Source organism: Brachymonas sp. KE5 (assembly GCF_057773645.1).
In genome coordinates, this window is the sequence record NZ_CM173463.1 from 2,689,981 (window position 1) to 2,712,382 (window position 22,402).

At 65.6% G+C, this 22,402-nt stretch carries 24 protein-coding genes; 8 read left to right on the forward strand and 16 right to left on the reverse strand.

Translation table 11 applies throughout. From position 1 onward, the window contains the following. Positions 1–175: 175 nt before the first annotated feature. The 5 genes from ACX36O_RS12725 to ACX36O_RS12745 all read right to left on the reverse strand — a co-directional run bounded on the left by ACX36O_RS12725 (position 176) and on the right by ACX36O_RS12745 (position 5,747). Positions 176–1,291, reverse strand: coding sequence for a fatty acid desaturase (locus ACX36O_RS12725; RefSeq protein WP_250131066.1), 1,116 nt, complete (start codon positions 1,289–1,291; stop codon positions 176–178). 285 nt (positions 1,292–1,576) lie between these two features. Beyond that, positions 1,577–2,620 (reverse strand): NADP-dependent oxidoreductase, encoded by a 1,044-nt coding sequence (locus ACX36O_RS12730; RefSeq protein ID WP_488359859.1) that lies wholly within the window; start codon positions 2,618–2,620, stop codon positions 1,577–1,579. Positions 2,621–2,653: 33 nt separating this feature from the next. Beyond that, positions 2,654–3,760 (reverse strand): alkene reductase, encoded by a 1,107-nt coding sequence (locus tag ACX36O_RS12735; RefSeq protein WP_488359860.1) that lies wholly within the window; start codon positions 3,758–3,760, stop codon positions 2,654–2,656. A 92-nt stretch (positions 3,761–3,852) separates the two neighbouring features. After that, the gene (locus ACX36O_RS12740; RefSeq protein ID WP_488359861.1) at positions 3,853–4,461 is read right to left on the reverse strand and encodes a TetR/AcrR family transcriptional regulator; all 609 of its coding nucleotides are present in this window, start codon (positions 4,459–4,461) and stop codon (positions 3,853–3,855) included. Between the two features lie 92 nt (positions 4,462–4,553). Continuing rightward, entirely contained in the window at positions 4,554–5,747 is a 1,194-nt protein-coding gene (locus ACX36O_RS12745) for a phosphoglycerate kinase (RefSeq protein ID WP_488359862.1), read from the reverse strand. Positions 5,748–5,919: 172 nt separating this feature from the next. On the opposite strand from ACX36O_RS12745, the gene ACX36O_RS12750 reads away from it, so the two are divergent. Next, positions 5,920–6,399, forward strand: coding sequence for a universal stress protein (locus tag ACX36O_RS12750; RefSeq protein ID WP_371699118.1), 480 nt, complete (start codon positions 5,920–5,922; stop codon positions 6,397–6,399). A 4-nt stretch (positions 6,400–6,403) separates the two neighbouring features. Here the strand turns inward: ACX36O_RS12750 and fdxA are convergent, their stop codons facing one another. From fdxA to def, 7 genes are all read right to left on the reverse strand, one after another. After that, on the reverse strand, positions 6,404–6,748 hold the full coding sequence (gene fdxA / locus ACX36O_RS12755; protein WP_213362079.1) for a ferredoxin FdxA: 345 nt from the start codon (positions 6,746–6,748) through the stop codon (positions 6,404–6,406). A 35-nt stretch (positions 6,749–6,783) separates the two neighbouring features. Beyond that, on the reverse strand, positions 6,784–7,260 hold the full coding sequence (locus ACX36O_RS12760) for an RrF2 family transcriptional regulator (RefSeq protein ID WP_488359863.1): 477 nt from the start codon (positions 7,258–7,260) through the stop codon (positions 6,784–6,786). 223 nt (positions 7,261–7,483) lie between these two features. Beyond that, complete coding sequence (locus ACX36O_RS12765) at positions 7,484–8,683, reverse strand: branched-chain amino acid ABC transporter substrate-binding protein (protein ID WP_347255538.1); 1,200 nt, start codon at positions 8,681–8,683, stop codon at positions 7,484–7,486. Between the two features lie 161 nt (positions 8,684–8,844). After that, positions 8,845–9,201, reverse strand: coding sequence for an AzlD domain-containing protein (locus ACX36O_RS12770; RefSeq protein ID WP_213362084.1), 357 nt, complete (start codon positions 9,199–9,201; stop codon positions 8,845–8,847). Next, positions 9,198–10,022, reverse strand: coding sequence for an AzlC family ABC transporter permease (locus tag ACX36O_RS12775; RefSeq protein WP_250131067.1), 825 nt, complete (start codon positions 10,020–10,022; stop codon positions 9,198–9,200). The genes ACX36O_RS12770 and ACX36O_RS12775 overlap by 4 nt, the downstream gene beginning before the upstream one ends. A gap of 3 nt (positions 10,023–10,025) precedes the next feature. Next, on the reverse strand, positions 10,026–11,036 hold the full coding sequence (fmt, locus tag ACX36O_RS12780) for a methionyl-tRNA formyltransferase (protein ID WP_371686791.1): 1,011 nt from the start codon (positions 11,034–11,036) through the stop codon (positions 10,026–10,028). Positions 11,037–11,058: 22 nt separating this feature from the next. After that, complete coding sequence (gene def, locus ACX36O_RS12785; RefSeq protein ID WP_347255534.1) at positions 11,059–11,583, reverse strand: peptide deformylase; 525 nt, start codon at positions 11,581–11,583, stop codon at positions 11,059–11,061. Positions 11,584–11,859: 276 nt separating this feature from the next. On the opposite strand from def, the gene ACX36O_RS12790 reads away from it, so the two are divergent. The 3 genes from ACX36O_RS12790 to ACX36O_RS12800 all read left to right on the forward strand — a co-directional run bounded on the left by ACX36O_RS12790 (position 11,860) and on the right by ACX36O_RS12800 (position 15,033). Beyond that, positions 11,860–12,384, forward strand: coding sequence for a hypothetical protein (locus tag ACX36O_RS12790; protein ID WP_371686790.1), 525 nt, complete (start codon positions 11,860–11,862; stop codon positions 12,382–12,384). Further along, positions 12,381–13,508, forward strand: a complete 1,128-nt coding sequence (dprA, locus tag ACX36O_RS12795; protein WP_371686789.1) for a DNA-processing protein DprA — start codon at positions 12,381–12,383, stop codon at positions 13,506–13,508. The genes ACX36O_RS12790 and dprA overlap by 4 nt, the downstream gene beginning before the upstream one ends. A gap of 109 nt (positions 13,509–13,617) precedes the next feature. Beyond that, entirely contained in the window at positions 13,618–15,033 is a 1,416-nt protein-coding gene (locus ACX36O_RS12800; protein ID WP_371686788.1) for an alanine/glycine:cation symporter family protein, read from the forward strand. Between the two features lie 80 nt (positions 15,034–15,113). On the opposite strand, the gene hprK is transcribed toward ACX36O_RS12800, so the two are convergent. From hprK to ACX36O_RS12820, 4 genes are all read right to left on the reverse strand, one after another. Beyond that, the gene (gene hprK, locus ACX36O_RS12805; RefSeq protein ID WP_213362092.1) at positions 15,114–16,073 is read right to left on the reverse strand and encodes an HPr(Ser) kinase/phosphatase; all 960 of its coding nucleotides are present in this window, start codon (positions 16,071–16,073) and stop codon (positions 15,114–15,116) included. Between the two features lie 203 nt (positions 16,074–16,276). Further along, entirely contained in the window at positions 16,277–16,744 is a 468-nt protein-coding gene (locus tag ACX36O_RS12810; RefSeq protein ID WP_213362093.1) for a PTS sugar transporter subunit IIA, read from the reverse strand. 198 nt (positions 16,745–16,942) lie between these two features. Continuing rightward, on the reverse strand, positions 16,943–17,290 hold the full coding sequence (gene hpf, locus ACX36O_RS12815; protein ID WP_213362094.1) for a ribosome hibernation-promoting factor, HPF/YfiA family: 348 nt from the start codon (positions 17,288–17,290) through the stop codon (positions 16,943–16,945). Positions 17,291–17,503: 213 nt separating this feature from the next. Further along, positions 17,504–17,953, reverse strand: a complete 450-nt coding sequence (locus ACX36O_RS12820; RefSeq protein WP_213362095.1) for a DUF2214 family protein — start codon at positions 17,951–17,953, stop codon at positions 17,504–17,506. 51 nt (positions 17,954–18,004) lie between these two features. Between ACX36O_RS12820 and aroC the strand changes: the two genes are divergently transcribed. The 4 genes from aroC (at position 18,005) to ACX36O_RS12840 (ending at position 22,169) form a co-directional block, all read left to right on the forward strand. Beyond that, complete coding sequence (aroC, locus tag ACX36O_RS12825; RefSeq protein ID WP_213362097.1) at positions 18,005–19,099, forward strand: chorismate synthase; 1,095 nt, start codon at positions 18,005–18,007, stop codon at positions 19,097–19,099. A 19-nt stretch (positions 19,100–19,118) separates the two neighbouring features. Next, positions 19,119–19,931 carry a hypothetical protein gene (locus tag ACX36O_RS12830; RefSeq protein WP_213362100.1) on the forward strand — a complete coding sequence of 271 codons (813 nt, stop codon included), beginning with the start codon at positions 19,119–19,121 and terminating at the stop codon, positions 19,929–19,931. Between the two features lie 262 nt (positions 19,932–20,193). Further along, positions 20,194–20,490 carry a DUF485 domain-containing protein gene (locus ACX36O_RS12835; protein ID WP_250131068.1) on the forward strand — a complete coding sequence of 99 codons (297 nt, stop codon included), beginning with the start codon at positions 20,194–20,196 and terminating at the stop codon, positions 20,488–20,490. Then, positions 20,490–22,169 carry a cation acetate symporter gene (locus ACX36O_RS12840; protein ID WP_213362102.1) on the forward strand — a complete coding sequence of 560 codons (1,680 nt, stop codon included), beginning with the start codon at positions 20,490–20,492 and terminating at the stop codon, positions 22,167–22,169. Before ACX36O_RS12835 ends, ACX36O_RS12840 begins: the two co-directional genes overlap by 1 nt. Positions 22,170–22,402: the final 233 nt, after the last annotated feature.

A 22,402-nucleotide genomic window follows, 5' to 3' on the forward strand; every position in this document is an offset into this window, starting at 1 on the left:
CGGAAGTATGTGGAAAGCCCTGCTCAGGGCAAGGCGTGCAGAGGTCCATTCTTGCATGATGGATGTGACAGGCACATGGCGGAATCCCTTACAGCACGCCCCACAACAAAAAACCCGCCGGCAGCAAGCGGGCGGGTCTTGGCGTGCGCTCGGCGCAGCGTTCAGGGGCAGACCATCAGGCCGGCACCACCGTCACGTCGGTGCGCGGCACACTGGTGGCGCGGCCGGCAAAGTCGGTCCAGCACATCTGCTTGAAGTCGTACAGCTTGCACTTGCGCGCAGTATCGAAGTACCACCTCCAGGAGAAGGCCTGCACCACGATGCGGCCCGGCAGCAGCTCTTCGAGCTTGGCCTGTGCCTTTTTCAGCTGGTACAGCGGGATGCTCATGTCCACGTGGTGAGCGGTGTGCTCCATGATGTGGTGCATGGCGGCGCCGATCTTGAACGGGAAGGTCAGGTGAACGGTGGTGGACACGAACGGTGCCGCCTTGCCCCAGGCCGTCTTGTCGTTCTGCCAGGTCACCTTCTCGTGCGTGTGGTGCACATACACCACGAAGCCGATCATGTAGAACCAGAACATTAGCGGAGCGGCCATGCCGAACAGGAAGGCCTGCCACACCGGCTGCTCATAGGCCAGCGCCAGCGCCGTGATGGCCACGGCCCAGACGATCCAGAACGCCACTACCAGGATGTTGTCCCAGAAGAAGACCGGACGGCGGGTGGGCATGTGCGTCTTGTTCGGGAAGAATTCCCGCTTCCACCAGATCTCGATCATGTAGTAGATGCCGGCGCCCCAGCCGCTGCGGTAGATGCGCTGCAGCAGGCGCTGCGTGGGCGACAGGGCGTCGAACTCCTCCTTGGTGAGCGGTTCCCAGACAAAGTCCACGCCCTTGAGGCAGGTGTAACCGTGGTGCACCACGTTGTGGCCCACGTCCCATAGGCTGTAGGCGGTGAGCGAGGGCATGAAGGCGATGCGGCCCAGCCACTTGTTGAGCTTGCGGTTGGGCGTGAGGCTCATGTGGCAGGCATCATGGCCGATGATGAACAGGCGGCCGATGACGAAGCCGGCTGCCAGACCGCTCAGCAGCTGCAGCCACCAGGCGTCGAACAGCACCGCGCCGGCGACCAGCGCGGAAAACAGGATGTAGTCCAGCACCAGCAGCACGAAGGCGTGCCAGTTGTCGCGCTGGGCAAACGGGTTGGTCCAGGAGCGGATCACCTTGCGGTGCGGCATCGGCTCGCCGGGGCCAATCGGCATCGGGGCGGGGGGTACAGCAGTAGTCTCAGTCATATCCGGTACAACAAGGCACAACAGTGTGCAGGGCGCAGCCCTGCTCGTGAAAGGCGAATGCTTTGCACAATTCTGCCCTTCCCGCTATAGGACTGCTGCTACATTCTATGAATTTCCCCCGGATTACGCCAGTATTACAGGAAAACCAAGGCGTAACCGGAGGGTAAGACTTGTGCTGCGGATGATGTACAGAGCGGCCCCGTCCGGATTGTTAATGTCCAACCGGCGGCATCTTCTGCCGCCGGGGTTTGGCATTCTGCTGTAGCAATAGCACCAGCGTGCCATTTATTGTGCGTCGCCCAGTTGCACCACGAGCTTGCCGAAGTTGTTCCCCTGCAGCATGCCGATGAAGGCCTCGGGCGCCTGCTCCAGACCGGTCACGCGGTCCTCGCGGAACTTGACGCGCCCTTCCTGCACCCAGCGGCCCATCTCCTGCACAAACGCCGGGTAGCGGTCGCCGTAGTCGTCGAAAATGATGAAGCCCTGCATGCGGATGCGGCGCGTCAGCAGGGTACCCATCAGCAGCGGCAGGCGGTCCGGACCGGCGGGCAGGCTGGTGGCGTTGTACTGCGCAATCAGGCCGCATAGCGGCACCCGGGCGCCCACGTTCAGCAGCGGCAGCACCGCATCGAACACCTTGCCGCCGACGTTCTCGAAATACACGTCGATGCCGTTGGGGCAAGCAGCAGCCAGTTGCGCGGCAAAATCTGCAGCCCGGTGATCGATGCAGGCGTCGAAGCCCAGCTCTTCCGTGACATAGCGGCACTTCTCTGCGCCGCCCGCCACGCCGACCACGCGGCAGCCGCGGATCCTGGCGATCTGGCCCACCACGCTGCCCACCGCGCCGCTGGCGGCCGCCACCACCACGGTTTCACCCGCCTTGGGCTGGCCGATGTCGAGCAGCCCCATGTAGCCGGTAAAGCCGGGCATGCCCAGCACGCCCAGCGCCATCGAGGGCTGGGCCATGTCGCGATCGAGCTTGAACAGACCCTTGCCGTCGGAGAGGCTGTAGCGCTGCCAGCCGCCCATGCCTTGCACCAGGTCGCCTTCCTGAAAGTCCGGGTGGCGCGAAGCCAGCACACGGCCTACCGTACCTCCGGGCATGACCTCGCCGATGGCGGTGGGGGCGGCATAGGATTTGGCATCGCTCATGCGGCCCCGCATGTAGGGGTCAAGCGACAGGAACAGGTGCTCGATCAGGACTTCGCCCTCGCCCGGTGCGCTGACCGGAACGTCCACCTGGCGGAAGTTGTCGGGCGTGGGTGCGCCCACCGGGCGCGAGGCAAGCTGGATTTGCGTGTTGCGAAGCTGCTGGAAATCGGGGGTCATGGGTTTTCTCCTCACATCAAGGGGACAAGGGACTCAGGCGGCGAGCGCGGGATAGTCGGTATAGCCCTTCGCGCCACCGCCATAGAAGGTGGACGTGTCCGGCGTGTTGAGCGGCGCGCCCTGCACCAGGCGCGCCGGCAGGTCGGGGTTGGCGATGAAGGCCTTGCCGAACGATACGGCCTGCGCATAGCCGCTGGCCAGTGCTTCTTCGGCCAGTTCGCCGGTGTAGCGGTCGTTGGCCAGGTAGGCACCGTGCCACAGCTGGCGCAGGCTCAGAATGTCAGCATGCGGCACGTTGGGATCGACTTCGGCCAGCCCGGCCTCGCCCTCGACCATGTGCAGATAGGCCAGGCCGCGCTCGTCCAGCGCGCGGATCACATGGCCGAAGGTAGCCATGGGGTCACTGTCGCGCATGTCGCCGAACGGGTTGTTGGGCGACAGGCGCACGCCCACGCGGTCTGCACCCCAGACGCCGCACACGGCATCCACCACTTCCAGCAGCAGGCGGGCGCGGTTCTGCACCGCTCCGCCGTAGCCGTCGGTACGCTGGTTGGAGCCGTCGCGCAGGAACTGGTCCAGCAGGTAGCCGTTGGCGCCGTGCACTTCAACGCCGTCGAAGCCGGCATCACGCGCATGGCGCGCTGCAGTGCGGTAGCTGTCCAACACACCCGCCAGTTCCGACTCCTCCAGCGCCCGCGGCGTCACGAAGGGCTGCAGGCCGGTTTCGGTGAAGATCTGGCCGGAGGGCTGGATGGCGCTCGGGGCCACCGGCAGGGCGGCATTCCGCTGCACCGAGGGATGCGAAGCCCGCCCGACATGCCACAGCTGCAGCACCACGGTGCCGCCCGCCGCATGCACGGCATCGGTGACCTGACGCCAGCCGGCCACCTGTTCGGCGTTGTAGATGCCCGGCGTGCCGGGGTAGCCCTTGCCCTGGGGCGAGACCTGGGCGCCCTCGGTGATGATCATGCCCGCGCCGGCGCGCTGGCGGTAATACTCCACCATCAAGGCGCCGGGCACGTCGCCGGCGTCGGCCCGGCTGCGCGTGAGCGGCGCCATGACGACGCGGTTGCGCAGTTGCAGGGCGCCGAGCTGCGTGGGGCTGTTCAGGTGCGGGCGCCGGGAGTTCGTATCAGTCATGAGAAGTCTTTCTTGGGAGGGGAGAGGGAACACTATGAGTAGACCGGTCGTCTAACAGAGGCATAAAAAATGGCACACCCATGCAGCATGGTTCATGCCGCGGGCTGAGGCGGCAGCCGCAACAGCAGCTGCGTGGTACGCAAGGCAGTTTCCAGGGCACTGCGGTCGCGCCGGACCTTGGTGAGCATGGTGGCGCCCAGCCACAGTTCATAGAGAGATTGTGCGGTCTGCGCCGCGTCAAGATCCGCCGGCAGCGAGCCGTCGGCGATGCCTTCGTCCACGCAGTCGCGCAACTGCCGGATGACCTGCGCCGTGCCTTGCGCCAGGGCCTGGCGCATGGGGTCGGACAGGTCGGAAACTTCCGCCCCCAGCTTGACCACCATGCACTTGTGCTCGGTGCCTTCTGCGGATTGCGTCTCGACCCACAGCTGCCAGTAGCGCATCAGGCGCTGCGCAGCCGTGCCGCCGTGACAGTCGGTCAGGATGGCCTGCAGGCGGGACAGGTAGCTGTCGAAATAGCTTTCGAGCAGGGCCTGCCCGAAGGCTTCCTTGGACTTGAAGTAATGGTAGAACGAGCCCTTGGGCACGCCAGCCGCCTTCAGGATCTCGGCCAGCCCGACGGCGGCATAGCCTTTGCCTTGAATAATGGGAGCTGCCGTATCCAGAATGTGCTGACGGCTGCAGGCGTAATCCTTGTGCATGGGGGCAGTATACACAGAATTAGACCAGTCGTCTAGAACCTGAAAAAAGCAAAGCCCCCGGCGGGGACTTGCAGTCCGGGGCGCGCGGTCCGTCAGCCGTTGGCGCGCTTGGCCAGGATTTCGAAGGCCGGCAGCGTCTTGCCTTCCAGCACTTCCAGGAAGGCGCCGCCGCCGGTGGAGATGTAGCTCACGTCCTTGTCGATGCCGTACTTGGCAATGGCGGCCAGCGTGTCGCCGCCGCCGGCAATGCTGAAGGCATCGCTGGCTGCAATGGCGCGGGCAATGGTTTCGGTGCCGTGGGCGAACTGGTCGAACTCGAACACGCCGACCGGGCCGTTCCAGACGATGGTGCCGGCGGCCTTGAGCTTGTCGGCCAGCAGCTGCGCCGTCTTGGGGCCGATGTCCAGAATCATGTCGTCCTCGGCTACGTCCTTGGCATCCTTCACTTCGGCCTTGGCATCGGCCTTGAATTCCTTGGCCGTCACCACGTCCACCGGGATCGGCACTTCCGCGCCGCGCGCCTTCATGGCCTCGATCACCTTCTTCGCTTCTTCCACCAGCTCGCCCTCGGCCAGCGACTTGCCGATATGCAGACCGGAAGCCAGCATGAAGGTGTTGGCGATGCCGCCACCCACGATCAGGCCGTCGACCTTGTCGGCCAGGCTCTGCAGGATGGTGAGCTTGGTGCTGACCTTGCTGCCGGCCACGATGGCGATCAGCGGGCGCTTGGGATTGGCCAGGGCCTTGCTGATGGCGTCCATTTCGGCGGCCAGCAGCGGGCCGGCGCTGGCCACCGGGGCGAACTGGGCGATGCCGTAAGTGGTACCTTCGGCGCGGTGCGCGGTACCGAAGGCATCGTGCACGAAGATGTCGCACAGCTTGGCCATTTTCTCGGCCAGCTCGGGCTTGTTCTTCTTCTCGCCCACGTTCAGGCGGCAGTTTTCCAGCAGCACCACCTGGCCGGGCTCGACGTCGACGCCGTCCACCCAGTTGCTCACCAGCTCCACCTCGCGGCCGAGCAGCTCGGACAGACGCGCCGCCACGGGCGACAGGGAGTCTTCCGGCTTGAACTCGCCTTCGGTCGGGCGGCCCAGGTGGGAGGTGACCATCACGGCAGCACCGGCGTCCAGCGCCATCTGGATGCAGGGCAGCGAGGCACGGATGCGGGTGTCCTCGGTGATGTTGCCGTTATCGTCCTGCGGCACGTTCAGGTCGGCGCGGATGAAGACGCGTTTGCCCTTGGCCTGACCGTTGGCGCAGAGGTCGGAGAAGCGGATGAATTGCATGGCGGGTTCCTGTGTGGGCAGAAAATCATGAAAACTGGATGACTGCGGCGATTATAGGAAGCATCCACGCCGGAGCAAGCCAATGTGCACCGTTTTGATGCCGCACGCTGGCACAATGGACTTGTGACGTGCGCCGGTTCGGCACGCAATCCCGTTGAGGAAGGAACAAGCCATGAAGATCCTGCTCCCCGTCGATGGCAGCGCCCTGTCGCTGCATGAAACCCGTTTTGCCCTGCGTCTGGTGCAGGAGGGTCTGAAGGCCGAGTTCGTGCTGGCCAACGTGCAGGAGCCCGCCTCGTTCTACGAGCGCCTGACCGCACGCGACGACCAGGAAATGCTGGCCAACGTGGCGCTCGAAGCCGGTGCCGACAGCATGGCGGCATCGGCCCGGCTGCTCGAATCCTTCAATGTGCCGTATGAAACCGCTGTGCTCACCGGCGATCCGGTGCCGGCCATCCTGGAACTGATCGAGTCCTACGGCTGCGACATGGTGGTGATGGGTTCGCGCGCGCTGGGCCTGGTGCGCACCGCCCTGGAAGGCTCCACCTCCAGCAAGCTGGTGCAGGACTCGCCCGTGCCGGTACTGCTGGTGAAGCCGCCGGAAGTCGAGGATTACGATATCGAAGGCCAGGACGGCGCTGACGAAGCCTGAGCGTTCAGTCCGGATCCCTGGCGCTGCGCTCGTCCAGCAGTTGCGCCTTCTCTTCCACCTTGGCCCAGTCGTCCGCATCCGGCAGGGCCGCGTGGGTGCGCGCAATCACCGGCCACTTGCGCGCCAGATCGGCGTTGATGGGGATGTACTTGCGCTGGTCCTTCGGCACATCTTCCTCGGGAAAGATGGCGGCCACGGGGCACTCCGGGATGCAGACCGCGCAGTCGATGCACTCGTCCGGATCGATCACCAGCATGTTCTTGCCTTCGCGGAAGGCATCCACCGGACAGACGTCCACGCAGTCGGTGTATTTGCAGTTGATGCAGGCTTCGGTTACGACATGGGTCATGGCTCTCTCCGTCAGGGGCGATGGACGCAGGCGGGTCAACGCCGGGCGTTGCGCACCCGGATGGCAGGCGGCGGCTGCCAGGGTGCGGGCGGTTGCACCGGAAACTCGGCCGGATCGGGCGGCAGCAGGTCAGTCAGGGTGTAGTCGTCGAGATAGTCCAGCATCTGCTGCAGGGCGCCGCTCATGATGCCGGTCAGGCGGCAACTGCCGGCCAGGGCGCAGCTCACGTCCTGCGTCAGGCAGTTCACCAGGTAGAAATCGGGCTCCATGCCGCGCACCACAGCTCCGATGCCGATGTCGTCCGGCGCCACGGCCAGGCGGATGCCGCCGCCCTTGCCACGCACCGTCTCCAGCCAGCCCTGGCGACCGAGTTGATGGGTGATCTTCATCAGGTGTGCCTCGGACACCCCGTAGGCATGCGCAATTTCGGCAATGGTGCACAGGCGCTCCGGCTGCTGCGCCACGTACATCAGCAGGCGCAAGGCGTAATCGGTCATGGTGGCAAGGCGCATGGCAGCTCTCCCTGAAGATCCACGGGATAAAGATATATTTCATATACATCTTATTGGGTGCAATCCGCCTGTCAACGGGAGGCCACCCTGCCGGACGGGTTATTGCGGGCACAAAAAAACCGCCCGGTGCACCACGGTTCCTGCAGCAGGGCCCAGGAACGGGTGCGCCGTGCGGCGCAGGAATACACACGCAACGCCCGCAGGGAGCGTCGCGCTTGCAGCCTTACATTTCGACGCGCTTGCCGTCCTTGTAGGTGTACAGCGTCACGGCCGGCTTCTGCAGCTCGCCCTTGTCGGTGAAGCTGATTTCGCCGGTCAGGCCCTTGAAGTTGGTGGCTGCCAGCTTGGGCAGGTACACGGCCGGATCGGTGGAGTCGGCTGCCTTCATGGCTTCGATCAGCACGCGGGCGGCGTCATAGGCGTAGGGGCTGTAGATCTGGAACTGCTTGGGATACTTGGCTTCGTAGCCCTTGAGCCAGTCGGGGCCGCCGTCCATCTTCTGCACGGAAGAGCCGCCGGTGGCGCAGATCACGTTCTCCACGGTCTTGGAGTTGGAGGACAGCTCGGGCAGCTTCTCGGTACAGATGGCATCGCCGCCGAACAGCTTGACGTTGTCCAGACCCAGCTGGCCCATCTGGCGCAGCATGGGGCCGGCCTGGGCGTCGAGGCCGCCGAACAGGATGGCGTCCGGCTTCTTGGCCTTGATGGCGGTCAGGATGGCCATGAAGTCGGTGGCCTTGTCGGTGGTGAACTCGTTGGCCACGACCTGCATGCCGTTCTTGTCGGCAGCGTTTTTGAACACCACGGCCAGGCCCTGGCCGAAGGCGGTACGGTCATCGACGATGGCCACGGTCTTGACGCCGTTCTTGGCGGCATGCACGGCCACGGCTTCACCCAGCTGATTGTCGTTGGCGATCAGGCGGAACACGTTCTTGTGGCCGGGCTTGGTCAGATCCGGGTTGGAAGCCGAGGCGGTGATCATCGGGATGCCGCACTTGGCGTAGACGTCGGATGCCGGGATGGTGGTGCCGGACTGCAGGTGGCCGACCACGGCAGCGACCTTGGAGTCGCACATCTTCTGGGCCACGGCCGTGGCCTGCTTCGGATCGCCGGCATCGTCTTCGGCCACGATCTTGAAGTGCACCGGCTTGCCGCCGATCTTCACGCCGGCCGCATTCGCCTCGTCCAGCGCCAGGCGCACGCCGTTTTCCACGTCCTTGCCGATGTGGGCAATGCCGCCGGAGATGGGGCCGACGGTGCCGAAGGGCACTTCGACCGCGCCGGCGTCAGCCGCTGCAGCGGGGGCGGCGCCACTGGCACCGGCGCTGGCGCCGGCAGCCGGCTCCTGCTTGGAACAGCCGACGACAGCAGTCAGGGCGGCCAGAGCCAGGACATTCAGGCTCAGGGAAAGGGAACGTTGCATGGGGTGTCTCCTAAGGGGGTATCGGGATCTATTGCCATGCGCACACCAAGCCTCCTGGGCCGGCACCCGCGTAAGCAATATGGAAGCGCAGTGTAACCGGGTTTTTCAATGTTGCAAGGTCAGCAGAATCCCGTATTTGGCACGATCGTTCGCTGCAACATCTACCAGCCCAGTCCGAGGTGCAGCGGCAGGTAGACGGCCATGCCGACCAGGATGGTGCCCATCACGCTGCGGCGGTAGAAGAACCAGGCGGCACCGGCCAGCGCGCCATACAGGCGGGCGTCGTTCCAGCTGGCGAGCTGGTTGTCGGGCGTCATCACGATGGCCGGAATCACAATGGACGCCAGGGCGGCCGCAGGCGCGTACTGCAGGCCGCGGCGGAACCAGCGCGGCATGGGCAGCTCGCGACTGGAGAGGAAAAACAGGCTGCGCGAGACGATGGTGACCACGGTCAGCCCCAGGATGATGAGCAGCGTGGTCCAGTCCGTCTGGCCCGGCAGGGTGGTGTCAAAGCTCATCGCCGGGCCTCGCGTGCATCACGCTCGTCGGAGCTGTGGCGCAGCACCGTGTATTCCAGCGCCAGACAGACCGCCACCGACACCACGATGGCCGCCACCAGGTTGAGCTTGAGCGGGAGGTTCCAGGCCAGCACGGCCACGCCGCCGGCCAGCGTGGTGGCGAGGATGCGCATGCGGTTGTCCAGCGTGGCGCACAGCACGCCGAGCACCGCCAGCGTGCCGGCAAAGCCCAGCCCCCACGAGAGCGGCAAGGCATGCGCCACCAGCACGCCCAGCGTGCAGGCAGTGCACCAGGCCACGTAGTTGGTGGCCGTGCTGCCCACGTACCAGGCAATCTGCTCGCCGCGCAGCTGCGGCTCATCGGACGGATGCGGATAGCGCTGCACGAACAGCACGTAGTTGATGTCGCCCGAGAGATAGCCGAACAGCACGCGCTCGCGGAACGGCAGGTGCCGCACATAGTCACGCAAGTGAGCGCTGAAGACGACGAAGCGCAGGTTCACGCAGAAGGCCGCGGCCAGCACCACCCACACCGGCGCGCCCGCGGCGATCAGCGGAATGGCAGCCAGTTGCGCGGTGCCGGCAAACACCAGCAGCGTCATCAACAGGCCCTCGAACAGGCTCAGGCCGGAGTTGGTCATGGCCACCCCGGTCATCAGGCCCCAGGAGGCGATGCCGAGCCAGAGCGGACGGTAGGCGCGCGAGCCCTCCCAGAAGGCGCGCTGGCGCAGCATGGCACGCGAGAGCACGCGCGGCTCGAGTGCGAAGTCGCGCGGCACCGTGGCGCCGTGCAGCTGCTGCACTTCGGTGGTGGATGGCATGGTTCAGGCCTGTTCGCCGAGAATGCTGCCCACCGGCAGGGCAAAGCCGCGCAGCCAGTCTGCCGCCGGCAGGCGCTTGCCGCCGGCGCGTTGCAGTTCGGTCAGGCACAGGGTAGAGCGGCTGGTTTCGTCTGCAAGACGCGTGCTTCCACAAGCGACGTGAATGCCACAGGCATCCAGCGCCAGCACCTGCCCGGGTCGTGCGCCCGCCGGCACCGCCATGGCGGAAGGCTGTGCGCCCCAGATCTTCACCGGCTCGCTCTTGCCCTCGGGGGTGCGCGCATGCGTGAGCGCCGCGGGGAAGGGGTTGAAGGCACGCACGCGGCGGCCGATCTGATCGGCGGGCAGGCTCCAGTCGACCAGCGCTTCGGCCTTTTCGATCTTGTGCGCATAGCTCACGCCCTGCTCCGGCTGCCTGACCGGCTGCAAGCCGCCGCAGGCAGCCAGTTCCAGCGCCTCCACGATCAGGCGGCCACCCAGGGCGGCCAGCTTGTCGTGCAGCGTGGCCGTGGTGTCCTCCGGCGCGATTGGCAGGCGCTCCACCAGCAGCATGTCGCCGGTGTCCAGCCCTGCGTCCATCTGCATGATGGTAATGCCTGTCTCGGCATCGCCCGCCTCGATGGCGCGGTGGATGGGCGCGGCGCCGCGCCAGCGCGGCAGCAGGCTGGCGTGGATGTTGAGGCAGCCCAGGCGCGGCAGATCCAGCACCCACTGCGGCAGGATCAGCCCGTAGGCGGCCACCACCATCACGTCGGGCTGCACGGCAAGCAGCGCCTCGCGCGCAGCGGCGGCATCGTCGGGATACTTGCCATCCAGACGCAGGCTGAGCGGCTGCGCCACCGGGATGTTGTGCGCCAGTGCCGTCTGCTTGACCGGCGAGGCCTGCAGCTTCATGCCGCGTCCGGCGGGACGGTCGGGCTGGGTCAGCACCAGCGGCACTTCGAAACCGGCGGCCAGCAGGCGCTCCAGCGCTACCTGGGCAAACTCCGGCGTACCGGCGAAAACGACTTTCATTTCGGAACTGCCTTGTGCGGGATTACTGGGCGCGCGCTTCGCGCTCGGCCTCGCGCTGGGCCTTGGCCAGCTTGGTCTTGATGCGGTTGCGCTTGAGCGGGCTGAGGTATTCGACAAACACCTTGCCGGCCAGATGGTCCATTTCGTGCTGCAGGCACACCGCCAGCAGGCCCTCGGCCTCGATCACGCGGCTGTTGCCGTGCTCGTCCAGCGCGCGCACACGGATGCGCTCGGCACGCTCCACGCCATCGTAAATGCCCGGTACCGACAGGCAGCCCTCGTCGCCCTTGATGCGTTCCTCGCTCATCCACTCGATCTCGGGGTTGATCACCACCATGCGCTGGTTGCGTTCTTCGGATACGTCGATCACCACCAGGCGCTCGTGCACATCCACCTGCGTGGCGGCCAGGCCGATGCCCTTGGCCTCGTACATGGTGTCGAACATGTCGGCGATGATGCCGCGCAGGCGGTCATCCACGGCAGCCACGGGCTTGGCGACCGTGTTGAGGCGGGGATCGGGATAGACGAGGATGGGGAGCTGGGCCATGGGAATGCGGAAAACGGTTGGATTCGGAAATGCAGCAGCGTCACGCGGAGCGCGCGGATGCCCCATTTTCGCGCGAATTGGCGCAGCGCGCCGGGGCTGGCGGCAAAGGCGGATGGGGGACATGGTTGCCGCCGTTGTCTTGTTCGGCTTCATGCCGTGAAAATACCGCATAATTAGTTCTTTATGACTAATTTTATTTCCTTTCACCTCTGCAACTTCCAGGCACGCCGGCCGTTGCTCCGCCTGGGATGTTCCTGTCTGTGTCTGCTGACTGCCATGACGGCGCAGGCCATGCCGGCACCGTTCTGGATCGATGCGCACACCCAGGCAGGAGCCGGGCGCATTGTGGGCGGCAGCGGCGGGATGCACAGCCTGCTCGGCGTCGGTGACACGGTGCTGGCACAGTGGCCGGCATCTCGCACCGAACCGGCAGGTGCCGCCGGCACCCACGCGCCGGGCGCCGCAATCGCGCCAGAAAGTACCTGCGCCACCCAGACCGATGCAGCAGGAGAAGGCACCGCGCGCTACCGCATCCTGCGCGTCCTGCCCGCTTCAGCTGGACAGCTGCGCACCTCAGCGGCTGCGGCCACCGCGCAAGGCATCCTGGTCCAGCCCGTTGGCACTGCCACACTGGCAGCCGCTCCCGACAGCACCCAGTCTGCCGATGCTCCCCAGGCCCTGCTCGCCATCGCGCAGGCCGCCGATGCCATCCGCCCCGGCGACCTGTTGCTGCCGCTGGACAGCTCCGCCCCTGCGCGGGATACTGCCCGCCATCCCTCTCTCCCCTGTTCCCATCCATGACCCGCGAAGAACTGGCAGCCTGGCTGCAACTGGTACAGGCCGACGGCATCGGCCCCGACAGCGCACGGCGCCTGCTGGCAGCCTTCGGCCTGCCTGAACAAATCCTGGCACAGTCGCGCCCTGCGCTGGAACAGGTGGTCAGCAGCCGACAGGCCGAAGCGCTGCGTAACCCCGCCCCCGAAACCCTGGCCCTGATCGACACCACCTGGACCTGGCTGCAGCAGCCGGACGACGGCCTGCAGCGCCGCGTGCTCACGCTGGGCAGCCCCGGCTATCCCGCCTCGCTGCTGCAGATGGCCGATCCGCCGGTGCTGCTGTATGCGCTCGGCCAGTGCGACCGGCTGGCCGCCAGCCAGGGCATTGCCATGGTCGGCAGCCGCAACCCCACACCGCAGGGCGCCATCAATGCGCGCCAGTTCGCGCGCGCCTTTGCCGATCTGGGCTGGACGGTGATCTCCGGGCTGGCCCTCGGGGTGGATGCGGCCGCCCACGAGGGTGCCCTGAGCGGCTTTGACGCCGTCGTGCACGCCGGCCCTTCGACCGTTGCCGTTGTCGGCACCGGGCTGGACCGCGTCTACCCGCGCCAGCATCGCGAGCTGGCGCACCGCATTGCCCAGAGCGGCGTGCTGCTGAGCGAGTGCCCGCTCGGCGCGCCGCCGCTGGCGCACCATTTCCCGCAGCGCAACCGCATCATCGCCGGGCTCAGCCATGGCGTGCTGGTGGTGGAGGCGGCGCCGCAGTCCGGCTCGCTGATCACCGCACGCCAGGCCAGCGAGCAGGGCAAGGAAGTGTTTGCCATTCCCGGCTCCATCCACTCGCCGCAGTCACGCGGCTGCCATGCGCTGATCCGCCAGGGCGCCAAGCTGGTCGAGTCGGCCGAGGATGTGCTGGAGGAGCTGCGGCCCGGCCTGGTACGGCGCAATGCCGCCGACGAAGTGGCCTGCCGCGCCAGCGATGATCCCTTGCTGGACGCGCTCGGCTACGACCCGGTCAGCCTGGACGCGCTGCTGGCGCGCACCGGCCTGGACACCGCCGCGCTGCAGGCCCGGCTGCTCGAACTGGAACTGGACGGACAGGTGGGCCGGCTGCCCGGCGGGCTGTTCCAGCGCATGGGGCAGTCGTAAGAAAATGAAAAATTATCAAATTTGTTTGACGGCTTTTTGAGACAAAAACGGCCTCTGCCCCTATAGTCCCCCCATTTTCTGCAGCCACAAGCCCAGTGAAAGGGAGCACATGACCGCCATCATCGGTTTTCTCAACACCATCTTCTGGGGATACATCCTCATCTACGGCCTGCTGGCCGTAGGCCTGTTCTTCACCCTGCGGCTGGGCTTCCTCCAGTTCCGCCATTTCCCGGAATTCTTCCGTTCGGTGCTGCGCTCGCCCGAGCAGGATTCCGGCGGCATCACGCCGTTCCAGGCCCTGTGCACCAGCCTGGCTTCGCGCGTGGGCACCGGCAACCTGGCCGGCGTGGCCGTCGCCATTGCGCTGGGCGGCCCCGGCGCCATCTTCTGGATGTGGATGGTGGCGCTGGTCGGCATGGCCACGGCCTTTGCCGAAAGCACGCTGGCGCAGTTGTACAAGGTGCGTGACGAGCACGGCCAGCTGCGCGGCGGCCCGGCCTTCTACATCGCGCGCGGCCTGAAGGCGCCGTGGGCGGCCACGCTGTTCTCGCTGTGCCTGATCCTGGCCTTCGGCCTGGTGTTCAATGCGGTGCAGTCCAACTCGATTGCCGAAGCCATGCAGGGGGCCTTCCAGGTGCCCAAGCTGGTGACAGGCGGCGCCGTGGCCCTGCTGGCTGCCGTGATCATCTTTGGCGGCATCCGCACCATCGCGCGCGTGGCCGAATACATCGTGCCTTTCATGGCCGGTGCCTATCTGCTGGTGGCCGTCTACGTGCTGATCGTGAACTACGACGCCGTGCCCGGCATGCTGGCGCTGATCGTCAAGAGCGCCTTCGGCCTCGAGCAAGCCGCCGGCGGCATTGCCGGCGCCATGCTCAACGGCATCAAGCGCGGCCTGTTCTCGAACGAGGCCGGCATGGGCTCTGCCCCCAACATCGCCGCCGTCGCCACGCCCAATCCGCATCACCCGTGTGCGCAGGGCTTCGTGCAGGCGCTGGGCGTGTTCATCGACACGCTGCTGGTGTGCACCGCCACGGCCGTGATGATCCTGCTCTCGGGCGTGCTGCAGCCGGGCAGCGACCTGACCGGCATGGCGCTGACGCAGGCCGCCATGACCGCCCACATCGGCGACGTGGGCCGCTACTTCATTGCGGTGGCCATCTTCTTCTTCGCCTTCACCTCCATCATCGGCAACTACGCCTATGCCGAGAACGCACTCACCTACCTGAAGCTGGCCACACCTGCCGGCATCACCACGCTGCGCCTGCTGGCGCTGGGCATGGTGCTGTGGGGCGCCGTACAGACGGTGGCCGTGGTGTTCGACGCAGCCGATGCCGCCATGGGCATGATGGCCAGCATCAACCTGGTGGCGATCGTGCTGCTGTCCGGGCTGGTGGTGAAGCTGCTGCGCCAGTATCTGGCCCAGCAACGCGAGGGCAAGCTGCCGCACTTCCAGGCAAGCGATCTGCCGGAAGTAGCCGGCCAGCTCGACCCCGGCATGTGGCAGGCGCCGCGCCGCGGCTGAGCCAGGTCGCGCGCAGGCCGGGCCGGACGGTCCGGCCGCGGCGAGGCCCCCCTGCCGAGGGAGCCATTCGCCGGAATCGCTCAGTCGTCCTGGAAGCCGCTGAGCATGGCGGCACGTTGGCGCGCGGCAAATTCCTCGTAGGTGTTGATGCCGCGCAGCTCGAGAATGGTGTTGCGCACGGCCGCCTCGACCAGCACGGCGATGTTGCGGCCCACCACCACCTGGATCACCGTCTTGCGGATCGGCACGCCCAGCACGTCCTGGTAGAGCGGCTCGGCCGGCATGCGCTCGTAGTCACGCTCCATGGTTTCCTTGCGCACCAGGTGCACGATCATGCGCAGCCGCATGCGCCGGCGTACCGCGATCTCGCCAAAGATGGCGCGGATATCGAGCAGGCCGATGCCACGCACCTCCATCAGGTTTTGCAGCAACTCGGGGCAGCGCCCCTCGATGGTGGTCTGGTTGATGCGGTAGAAATCGACCGCATCGTCGGCCACCAGGCCGTTGCCACGCGAGATCAGCTCCAGCCCCAGCTCGCTCTTGCCCAGGCCCGATTCGCCGGTGATCAGCACGCCCAGCCCCAGGATGTCCATGAACACGCCGTGCATGGTGTCGCGGTTGGCGAAATGCTTGGACAGGTAGGTGCGCAGCAGGTCGATCACGTAGGCGGCGCACTCGTCGGTGGTGAACAGCGGGATCTGGGCGCGCTCGCACATCTGCAGCAGCGCCTCGGGCGGCGTCTGGCCATCGGCCACGATCAGCACCGGCGGCTCCAGCGTGACGATGCGCGCGATGCGGCGCGCAACGTCCTCGGGCGTGGCCTTGGTCACGTAATGCACCTCGCGTTCGCCCAGCACCTGTACGCGGTAGGGATGGATGTAGTTCAGGTAGCCCACCAGGTCGGCGCCGGAGGCGGCTTCCATCACCGCCACTTCCTCGAAGCGGCGCTCCGAGGCCCCCAGGCCTGCCAGCCACTGCCAGCGCAGCGTGGTACGGAAATCTTCGAACAGCACGTCGGCACTGATGACGGTGTGTTTCATGATGGCGATCGCGGAAAACGGAAGAAATGCCGGGCCGCCCATCCGTGATGGCCAGCCGCAGCCGGATAACCTAATGTAACCCAGCACCACGCGGGCTGCAGCAGCGCCGGCAGCGGTTTTGCCAGGATGCGCGCCCCCTCCATCCCGGGCAGGCGCCCATGAAAAAGGCGACCCGCAGGTCGCCCGGTTGATTCTGGCCGCAATCAGTTCGGCTGGATCGACTGCCAGTCGGACACCAGCTGGTGCAGGGCCAGCGAGTCGTGCGTGGTCATGAGTTTTTCGCGCAGTTCGCTGTCGCTCAGCATTTCGGCGATCTCGGAGAGGATTTCGAGGTGCTTCTGCGTGGCCGTTTCGGGCACCAGCAGGAAGATCAGCAGGCTGACGGGGTTGTCGTCCGGCGCATCGAAACCGATCGGGCGGGCCAGCTGGAACAGCGCCGCCATGGGCGCCTTCAGGCCCTTGATGCGGCCATGCGGGATCGCCACCCCGTGGCCCAGGCTGGTGGAACCCAGCCGTTCGCGTGCGAACAGGCTGTCGGTGATGGTGGCACGGCTCAGGTTGTGCAGGTCTTCGAACAGCAGGCCGACTTCTTCGAAGGCGCGCTTCTTGCTGGTGACGTCGACGTCGACGACGACCTGGGAGGCTGGCAGGATGGAGGCGAGACGATTCATTGGTTAACGCAGACTTTGCCCGATTATGCACACATTGTAGAACCTTGGTCGGTAAAAACCCTGTCATGCGCGACAAGCCTTGTCGGACAACCGGGGTCAAACGCCGCTTTCGTGCGGATGCGGCGACAAAGTGGGGTACAGAAAAAACAAAACAGCCTGATGCGACGGCATCAGGCTGCATCCTGGGTTGCGCCGGGATTATTGCTGCTGCATTTCCTGGATCATGCGGCGCTGGGCCTCGGAATTATGCGTGGTCAGCTTGTCCTTGTGGCGGATGATCTGTCGATCGAGCTTGTCCATCAAGTCGTCGATGGCTGCGTACATGTCCTGCTGGTTGCTTTCGGCATGGATGTCGCTTCCCTTGACGCGGATATTGCACTCGGCACGCTGCCTGCGGTCCTTGTCGCTGGTGTTGTCGATGGACAGCAGCACGCGAACGTCGACGACCTGATCGAAATGACGGGTGATGCGATCAAGCTTGGTGGTTACGTAGTCGCGCAGGGCAGGGGTCACTTCCAGGTGATGTCCACTGATGGTCAGATTCATAAAGTCCTCCTTGGCCTTTTGGCCTTGCACTTCTTCAATTCCGGCCCGCCTGAAAGGTCGGGGCCGCCCGGCGGGAGGTGCCGTCACATCCACCCGTCCGTTGTCTCTACTATGCGGCTGCCCCCGGCAAAAAACAAGATGACAGAAATATTTCTTGATCCATCTCAGGGTTAATGAGGGGCCGGTTTGCGCACCGCAAAAAAAGGGGCATGATCAGAAGCTGAAGCCCCGCGCCACCAGCACGGCCGGCAGCGGGATGACCAGCATCAGGTGCGAGGACAACATCAGCCGGCGGCGCAGGCTGCGCACCTCGGGCTCGGCCGGCAGGCTGCCGTCGGCCTCGTGCGCGCGCACCCACTGGCGAAAACGTAGCGCCGGCTTCACCGACAGCCACAGCATCACCAGGAAGATGGTGATCTTCAGGTGCAGCAAGGGCTGCGCCAGGTACCAGTCCAGCCCTTTCGCCCCCCACACCATGCGCGCCGTGCCGGTTACCAGCACCAGCGCGGCAAACGTCAGGTAGATCGCGTCCACGCGCACCAGGCGGCGCAGCATGGCGCCGTTCATCCACTCGGTGCGGCACAGCGCCGCCTCGGAGCCGAGGAATACGGTCATGCTCAGGATGGCGATGAAATGCAGATAGGCGAGGGTGGCTTCCAGCATGCGAACTCCAAAAATCAGGGCACCCGCTAGCTTATCCCCGATAATCGCGGCATGAGCGGCAATACTTTAGGAAACCTGTTTGCAGTCACCAATTTCGGTGAATCCCACGGCCCGGCCATCGGCTGCGTGATCGACGGCTGCCCGCCGGGCATGCTGCTGTCGGCCGAAGACATCCAGCCGGACCTGGACCGGCGCCGCCCCGGCACCAGCCGCCACGTGACGCAGCGCGCCGAGGCGGACCAGGTGGAGATCCTCTCCGGCGTGTACGAGGGGCGCACTACGGGCACGCCGATCTGCCTGCTGATCCGCAACACCGACCAGCGCAGCAAGGACTATGGCGAGATCCTGCAGACCTTCCGCCCCGGCCATGCCGACTATGGCTACTGGCACAAGTTCGGCATCCGCGATCCGCGCGGCGGCGGGCGCTCCTCGGCGCGGCTGACGGCACCCACGGTGGCGGCCGGTGCGGTGGCGAAAAAGTGGTTGAAGGAAAAATTCGGCATGGAATTCCGCGGCTGCATGACGCAGCTGGGCGAGCTGCCGATTGCCTTCGAGGGCTGGGAGCATGTGCCGAACAATCCCTTCTTCGCTCCATGCGCCGATGTGAGTGCGCTGGAAGCCTACATGGACAGCCTGCGCAAGGCTGGCGACAGCTGCGGCGCGCGCCTGCGCGTAACGGCCACACAGGTGCCGGTGGGCCTGGGCCAGCCGATTTATGACCGCCTCGACGCCGACATCGCCCACGCCATGATGGGCCTGAACGCCGTCAAGGGCGTGGAGATCGGCGACGGCTTTGCCACGGTAGCTCAGAAGGGCAGCTACCACGGCGATTCGCCCACGCCGCAGGGCTTTGCCAGCAACCATGCCGGCGGCATCCTGGGCGGCATCAGCAGCGGGCAGGATCTGGAGGTGAGCATCGCCATCAAGCCGACCAGCTCCATCATGACGCCGCGCGACTCGATCGACCTGCAGGGCAACCCGACCGTGGTGCAGACCAAGGGCCGGCACGACCCCTGTGTCGGCATCCGCGCCACGCCGATCGCCGAGGCGCTGCTGGCGCTGGTGGTGATGGAGCACGTGCTGCGGCACCGCGCGCAGTGCGCGGATGTGCGCGTGGCGACGCCCGATGTGGCGCGACTGGGCTGACGCGCCCAACGTCTTCCCCATGCCCGCCCTTCCGTTCGACCCGGTCGCCATCCTGTCGGACCTGCGCAGCGCCGGCTTCCCCGAGCCGGAAATCCAGGCCGTGCGCAACACGCCGCCGATGTGGGAGCAACTCACGCGCTTTCACGCGCAGGGCGGATGCATCCAGACCATTCCTGCGGATTTTTCAGCCGCCAACGGCCATCCTTCGGCCATCAGCTTCTATGTGCCGGAGGACCCGGCGCAGCGCACGCATTCGCGCTATTCCTCGCTGGCACACGAGCTGGGACATGCCCTGTTCTACCCCGAGCAGTGGAATGCCATGGACAGCTTCGACTCGGCCGAAGCCTACGCCCGTTCACGCGAAATGGGCGAGGCGCATGCCTGGCTCAACCAGTACACGCTGTGCCTAGAGAAAGTGGGGGGTCGCAGCGAACTGTATTTTCCGCTGGCGATCGAGAACGAGGACGATTTCGGCATCCGCACGCGCGACGTGTTCGGGGAGATCGCGCACCGCAAGCTGGCGGGCGAGGACGACGCGCAGATCCTCGAGCACCTGGCCACGCTCAATGCCAACATGTTCCCCTCCGGCATGGGCGAGGGCAACCACAAGACCTACGGACAGTGCAACCGCTGGGATTATTTTCTGGCCCATGGCGACGGCTCCCTGCTGGAGGATTTCCAGCGTCAGCTGCAGCGGGGGCCGACGCCCGATGAACAGAAAGTGCTAGTCAAGCAGGGACTGCTGGATGGGGCGCAGGCGGTGCTGGCGCTGGAACCGGGCCGGCTGGAACAGATGCTCGCCGCCCTGTCGCGCGGCAGCACGACGGCCTGACGCGGCTTGCCCACGCCCGCAGCCCGCTGCACGGGCGCCAATACCAAGGGTTTACCCTTGCTTTTTTGGCTCATCATGCAGACATCGTCGTTTAAATGTCAGCGAAAACCCCTGTTTTGTCGCTAATACGACAATTTTTTCCATTTGTAAGCCAGACGGAAACTCCGCCGCCTACAATCCGCCCCGGACAAAGTGAAGTTGACGTAAACGTAAATATAGACAAGAAAGGGGCAGGCGCATGAGCAGTGCCATTTACAAAAACATGCGGAACCATCCGCAATTCAAGGAGCTGGTGCGCCGACGCAGCCGCTTCGCCTGGACGCTGGCCATCGTGGTGCTGGTGCTGTTCTACGGTTTCGTGCTGACCGTGGCCTTCAACCCCACGGCGCTGGGCCAGCCCATCGCGGCCGGTTCCAAGTTCACCGTGGGCGTGGTGCTGGAGCTGTTCCTGTTCATCCTGTTCTGGGTGCTGACCGCCCTGTACGTGCGCCGTGCCAACACCGAGTTCGACGCCCTGAACCAGCAGATCATCCGCGACGCGGCCAAGGGAGGCAAGTGATGCAAGGCAAACCGATTTCCCGCCTGCTGGCCGCCCCGCTGCTGGCCGCTCCCGCACTGGCACTGGCCGCCGGCCCCGCCATGGAAGGCGCCATCCAGAAGCAGGCCACCAACTGGCACGCCATCATCATGTTCCTGGTGTTCGTGGCGCTGACCATGGGCATCACCTACTGGGCGGCACGCCGTACCAAGTCGGCCGCCGATTTCTACACCGCCGGCGGCGGCATCACGGGCTTTCAGAACGGCATGGCGATCGCGGGTGACTACATGTCGGCCGCCACGCTGCTGGGCCTGACGGCCATGACCTTCACCTCCGGCTACGACGGCTACATCTACATGATGGCCTTCTTCGCCGGCTGGCCCATCATCCTGTTCCTGATGGCCGAGCGCCTGCGCAACCTGGGCCGCTTCACCTTCTCGGACATCACCGCCTACCGCCTCGACCAGGGCAAGATCCGCACCATGGCCGCCGTGTCCTCGCTGACCGTGGTGTGTTTCTACCTGATCGCGCAGATGGTCGGCGCCGGCCAGCTGATCAAGCTGCTGTTCGGCCTGGACTACAACGTCGCCATCTTTGCCGTGGGCATTCTGATGATGGTTTACGTGACCTTCGGCGGCATGGTCGCCACCACCTGGGTGCAGATCATCAAGGCCGGCCTGCTGCTGGCCGGTGGCACGCTGGTGATGGTGCTGGCTTTCAGCCAGTTCGGCTTCTCTTACAGCGAGATGATCACGCGCGTCACCGCCGTGCACAAGCTGGGCGACAAGCTGATGTATCCGGGCAGCCTGCTGGCCGATCCGGTCACCGCCATCTCGCTGGGCCTGGGCCTGATGTTCGGCACCGCCGGCCTGCCGCACATCCTGATGCGCTTCTTCACCGTGACCGATGCCAAGGAAGCGCGCAAGTCCGTGTTGTACGCCTCCGGCTTCGTGGCCTACTTCTTCAACGTGATCTTCATCATGGGCCTGGCGTCCATCGTGATCGTGGGCCAGAACCCCGAGTTCTTCGAGGGCGGCGACCTGCAGGGCAAGCTGATCGGCGGCGGCAACATGGTGGCAATGCACCTGTCCAAGGCGGTGGGCGGCAACATGCTGCTGGGCTTCCTGGCAGCCGTGGCCTTTGCCACCATCCTGGCCGTGGTGTCGGGCCTGGCGCTGGCCGGTGCTTCCGCCATCTCGCATGACCTGTACGCCCGCGTGATCAAGAAGGGCCAGGTGTCCGAAACCGACGAGATCCGCGTCTCCAAGTACGCCACCGTGGTGCTGGGTCTGCTGGCCATCGTGCTGGGCATTGCCTTCGAGAAGCAGAACATCGCCTTCATGGTGGGTCTGGCCTTCGGCGTGGCGGCTGCGGCCAACTTCCCGGTGCTGATCCTGTCCATGTACTGGAAGGGCCTGACCACGCGCGGCGCGCTGTGGGGCGGCTACGGCGGCCTGGTGTCTGCCGTGCTGTTCGTGCTGTTCTCCAAGTCGGTCTGGGTGGACGTGCTGCACAACCCGGCCCCGCTGTTCCCGTACACGCAGCCGGCGCTGTTCGCCATGCCGGTGGCCTTCCTGCTGGCCTACATCTTCTCCAAGACGGACAGCAGCGTGCGTGCCAGGAACGAGATCGACGCCTTCGACGACCAGTATGTGCGTGCACAGACCGGGTACGGCGCGGCGGCGGCTTCGAACCACTGATCCAGCACAAGGGGCCCTGCCTCGCAGGCGGGCGCCTCTGATTCCCCGGGCGGGCATGTCGGCAACGGCATGCCCGTTTTGCTTGTGCGTTGTTGCATTCCCCTGCCGCGCGCCTTGTGGCTGTCATGCTGCAGTGCGATAATCCCAGCTTCTTCATTATGTGGAGCGCTTGCTTACACCCCATGGAACCTAGCCCTAGTTGCTAGCTTCCGCACCTGACGGATTCGCGGCCC

Coding starts and splice junctions, on each gene's coding strand:
- dprA (WP_371686789.1), top strand. CDS start 12,381: ATGACCCGCGAAGAACTGGCAGCCTGGCTGCAACTGGTACAGGCCGAC.
- ACX36O_RS12775 (WP_250131067.1), bottom strand. CDS start 10,022: ATGCCATCCACCACCGAAGTGCAGCAGCTGCACGGCGCCACGGTGCCG.
- ACX36O_RS12765 (WP_347255538.1), bottom strand. CDS start 8,683: ATGCAACGTTCCCTTTCCCTGAGCCTGAATGTCCTGGCTCTGGCCGCC.
- ACX36O_RS12770 (WP_213362084.1), bottom strand. CDS start 9,201: ATGAGCTTTGACACCACCCTGCCGGGCCAGACGGACTGGACCACGCTG.
- ACX36O_RS12760 (WP_488359863.1), bottom strand. CDS start 7,260: ATGCGCCTTGCCACCATGACCGATTACGCCTTGCGCCTGCTGATGTAC.
- ACX36O_RS12835 (WP_250131068.1), top strand. CDS start 20,194: ATGCGGAACCATCCGCAATTCAAGGAGCTGGTGCGCCGACGCAGCCGC.
- ACX36O_RS12735 (WP_488359860.1), bottom strand. CDS start 3,760: ATGACTGATACGAACTCCCGGCGCCCGCACCTGAACAGCCCCACGCAG.
- ACX36O_RS12840 (WP_213362102.1), top strand. CDS start 20,490: ATGCAAGGCAAACCGATTTCCCGCCTGCTGGCCGCCCCGCTGCTGGCC.
- ACX36O_RS12790 (WP_371686790.1), top strand. CDS start 11,860: ATGACGGCGCAGGCCATGCCGGCACCGTTCTGGATCGATGCGCACACC.
- ACX36O_RS12750 (WP_371699118.1), top strand. CDS start 5,920: ATGAAGATCCTGCTCCCCGTCGATGGCAGCGCCCTGTCGCTGCATGAA.
- def (WP_347255534.1), bottom strand. CDS start 11,583: ATGGCCCAGCTCCCCATCCTCGTCTATCCCGATCCCCGCCTCAACACG.
- ACX36O_RS12800 (WP_371686788.1), top strand. CDS start 13,618: ATGACCGCCATCATCGGTTTTCTCAACACCATCTTCTGGGGATACATC.
- hprK (WP_213362092.1), bottom strand. CDS start 16,073: ATGAAACACACCGTCATCAGTGCCGACGTGCTGTTCGAAGATTTCCGT.
- ACX36O_RS12730 (WP_488359859.1), bottom strand. CDS start 2,620: ATGACCCCCGATTTCCAGCAGCTTCGCAACACGCAAATCCAGCTTGCC.
- ACX36O_RS12745 (WP_488359862.1), bottom strand. CDS start 5,747: ATGCAATTCATCCGCTTCTCCGACCTCTGCGCCAACGGTCAGGCCAAG.
- fdxA (WP_213362079.1), bottom strand. CDS start 6,748: ATGACCCATGTCGTAACCGAAGCCTGCATCAACTGCAAATACACCGAC.
- fmt (WP_371686791.1), bottom strand. CDS start 11,036: ATGAAAGTCGTTTTCGCCGGTACGCCGGAGTTTGCCCAGGTAGCGCTG.
- ACX36O_RS12725 (WP_250131066.1), bottom strand. CDS start 1,291: ATGACTGAGACTACTGCTGTACCCCCCGCCCCGATGCCGATTGGCCCC.
- ACX36O_RS12810 (WP_213362093.1), bottom strand. CDS start 16,744: ATGAATCGTCTCGCCTCCATCCTGCCAGCCTCCCAGGTCGTCGTCGAC.
- hpf (WP_213362094.1), bottom strand. CDS start 17,290: ATGAATCTGACCATCAGTGGACATCACCTGGAAGTGACCCCTGCCCTG.
- ACX36O_RS12740 (WP_488359861.1), bottom strand. CDS start 4,461: ATGCACAAGGATTACGCCTGCAGCCGTCAGCACATTCTGGATACGGCA.
- ACX36O_RS12830 (WP_213362100.1), top strand. CDS start 19,119: ATGCCCGCCCTTCCGTTCGACCCGGTCGCCATCCTGTCGGACCTGCGC.
- ACX36O_RS12820 (WP_213362095.1), bottom strand. CDS start 17,953: ATGCTGGAAGCCACCCTCGCCTATCTGCATTTCATCGCCATCCTGAGC.
- aroC (WP_213362097.1), top strand. CDS start 18,005: ATGAGCGGCAATACTTTAGGAAACCTGTTTGCAGTCACCAATTTCGGT.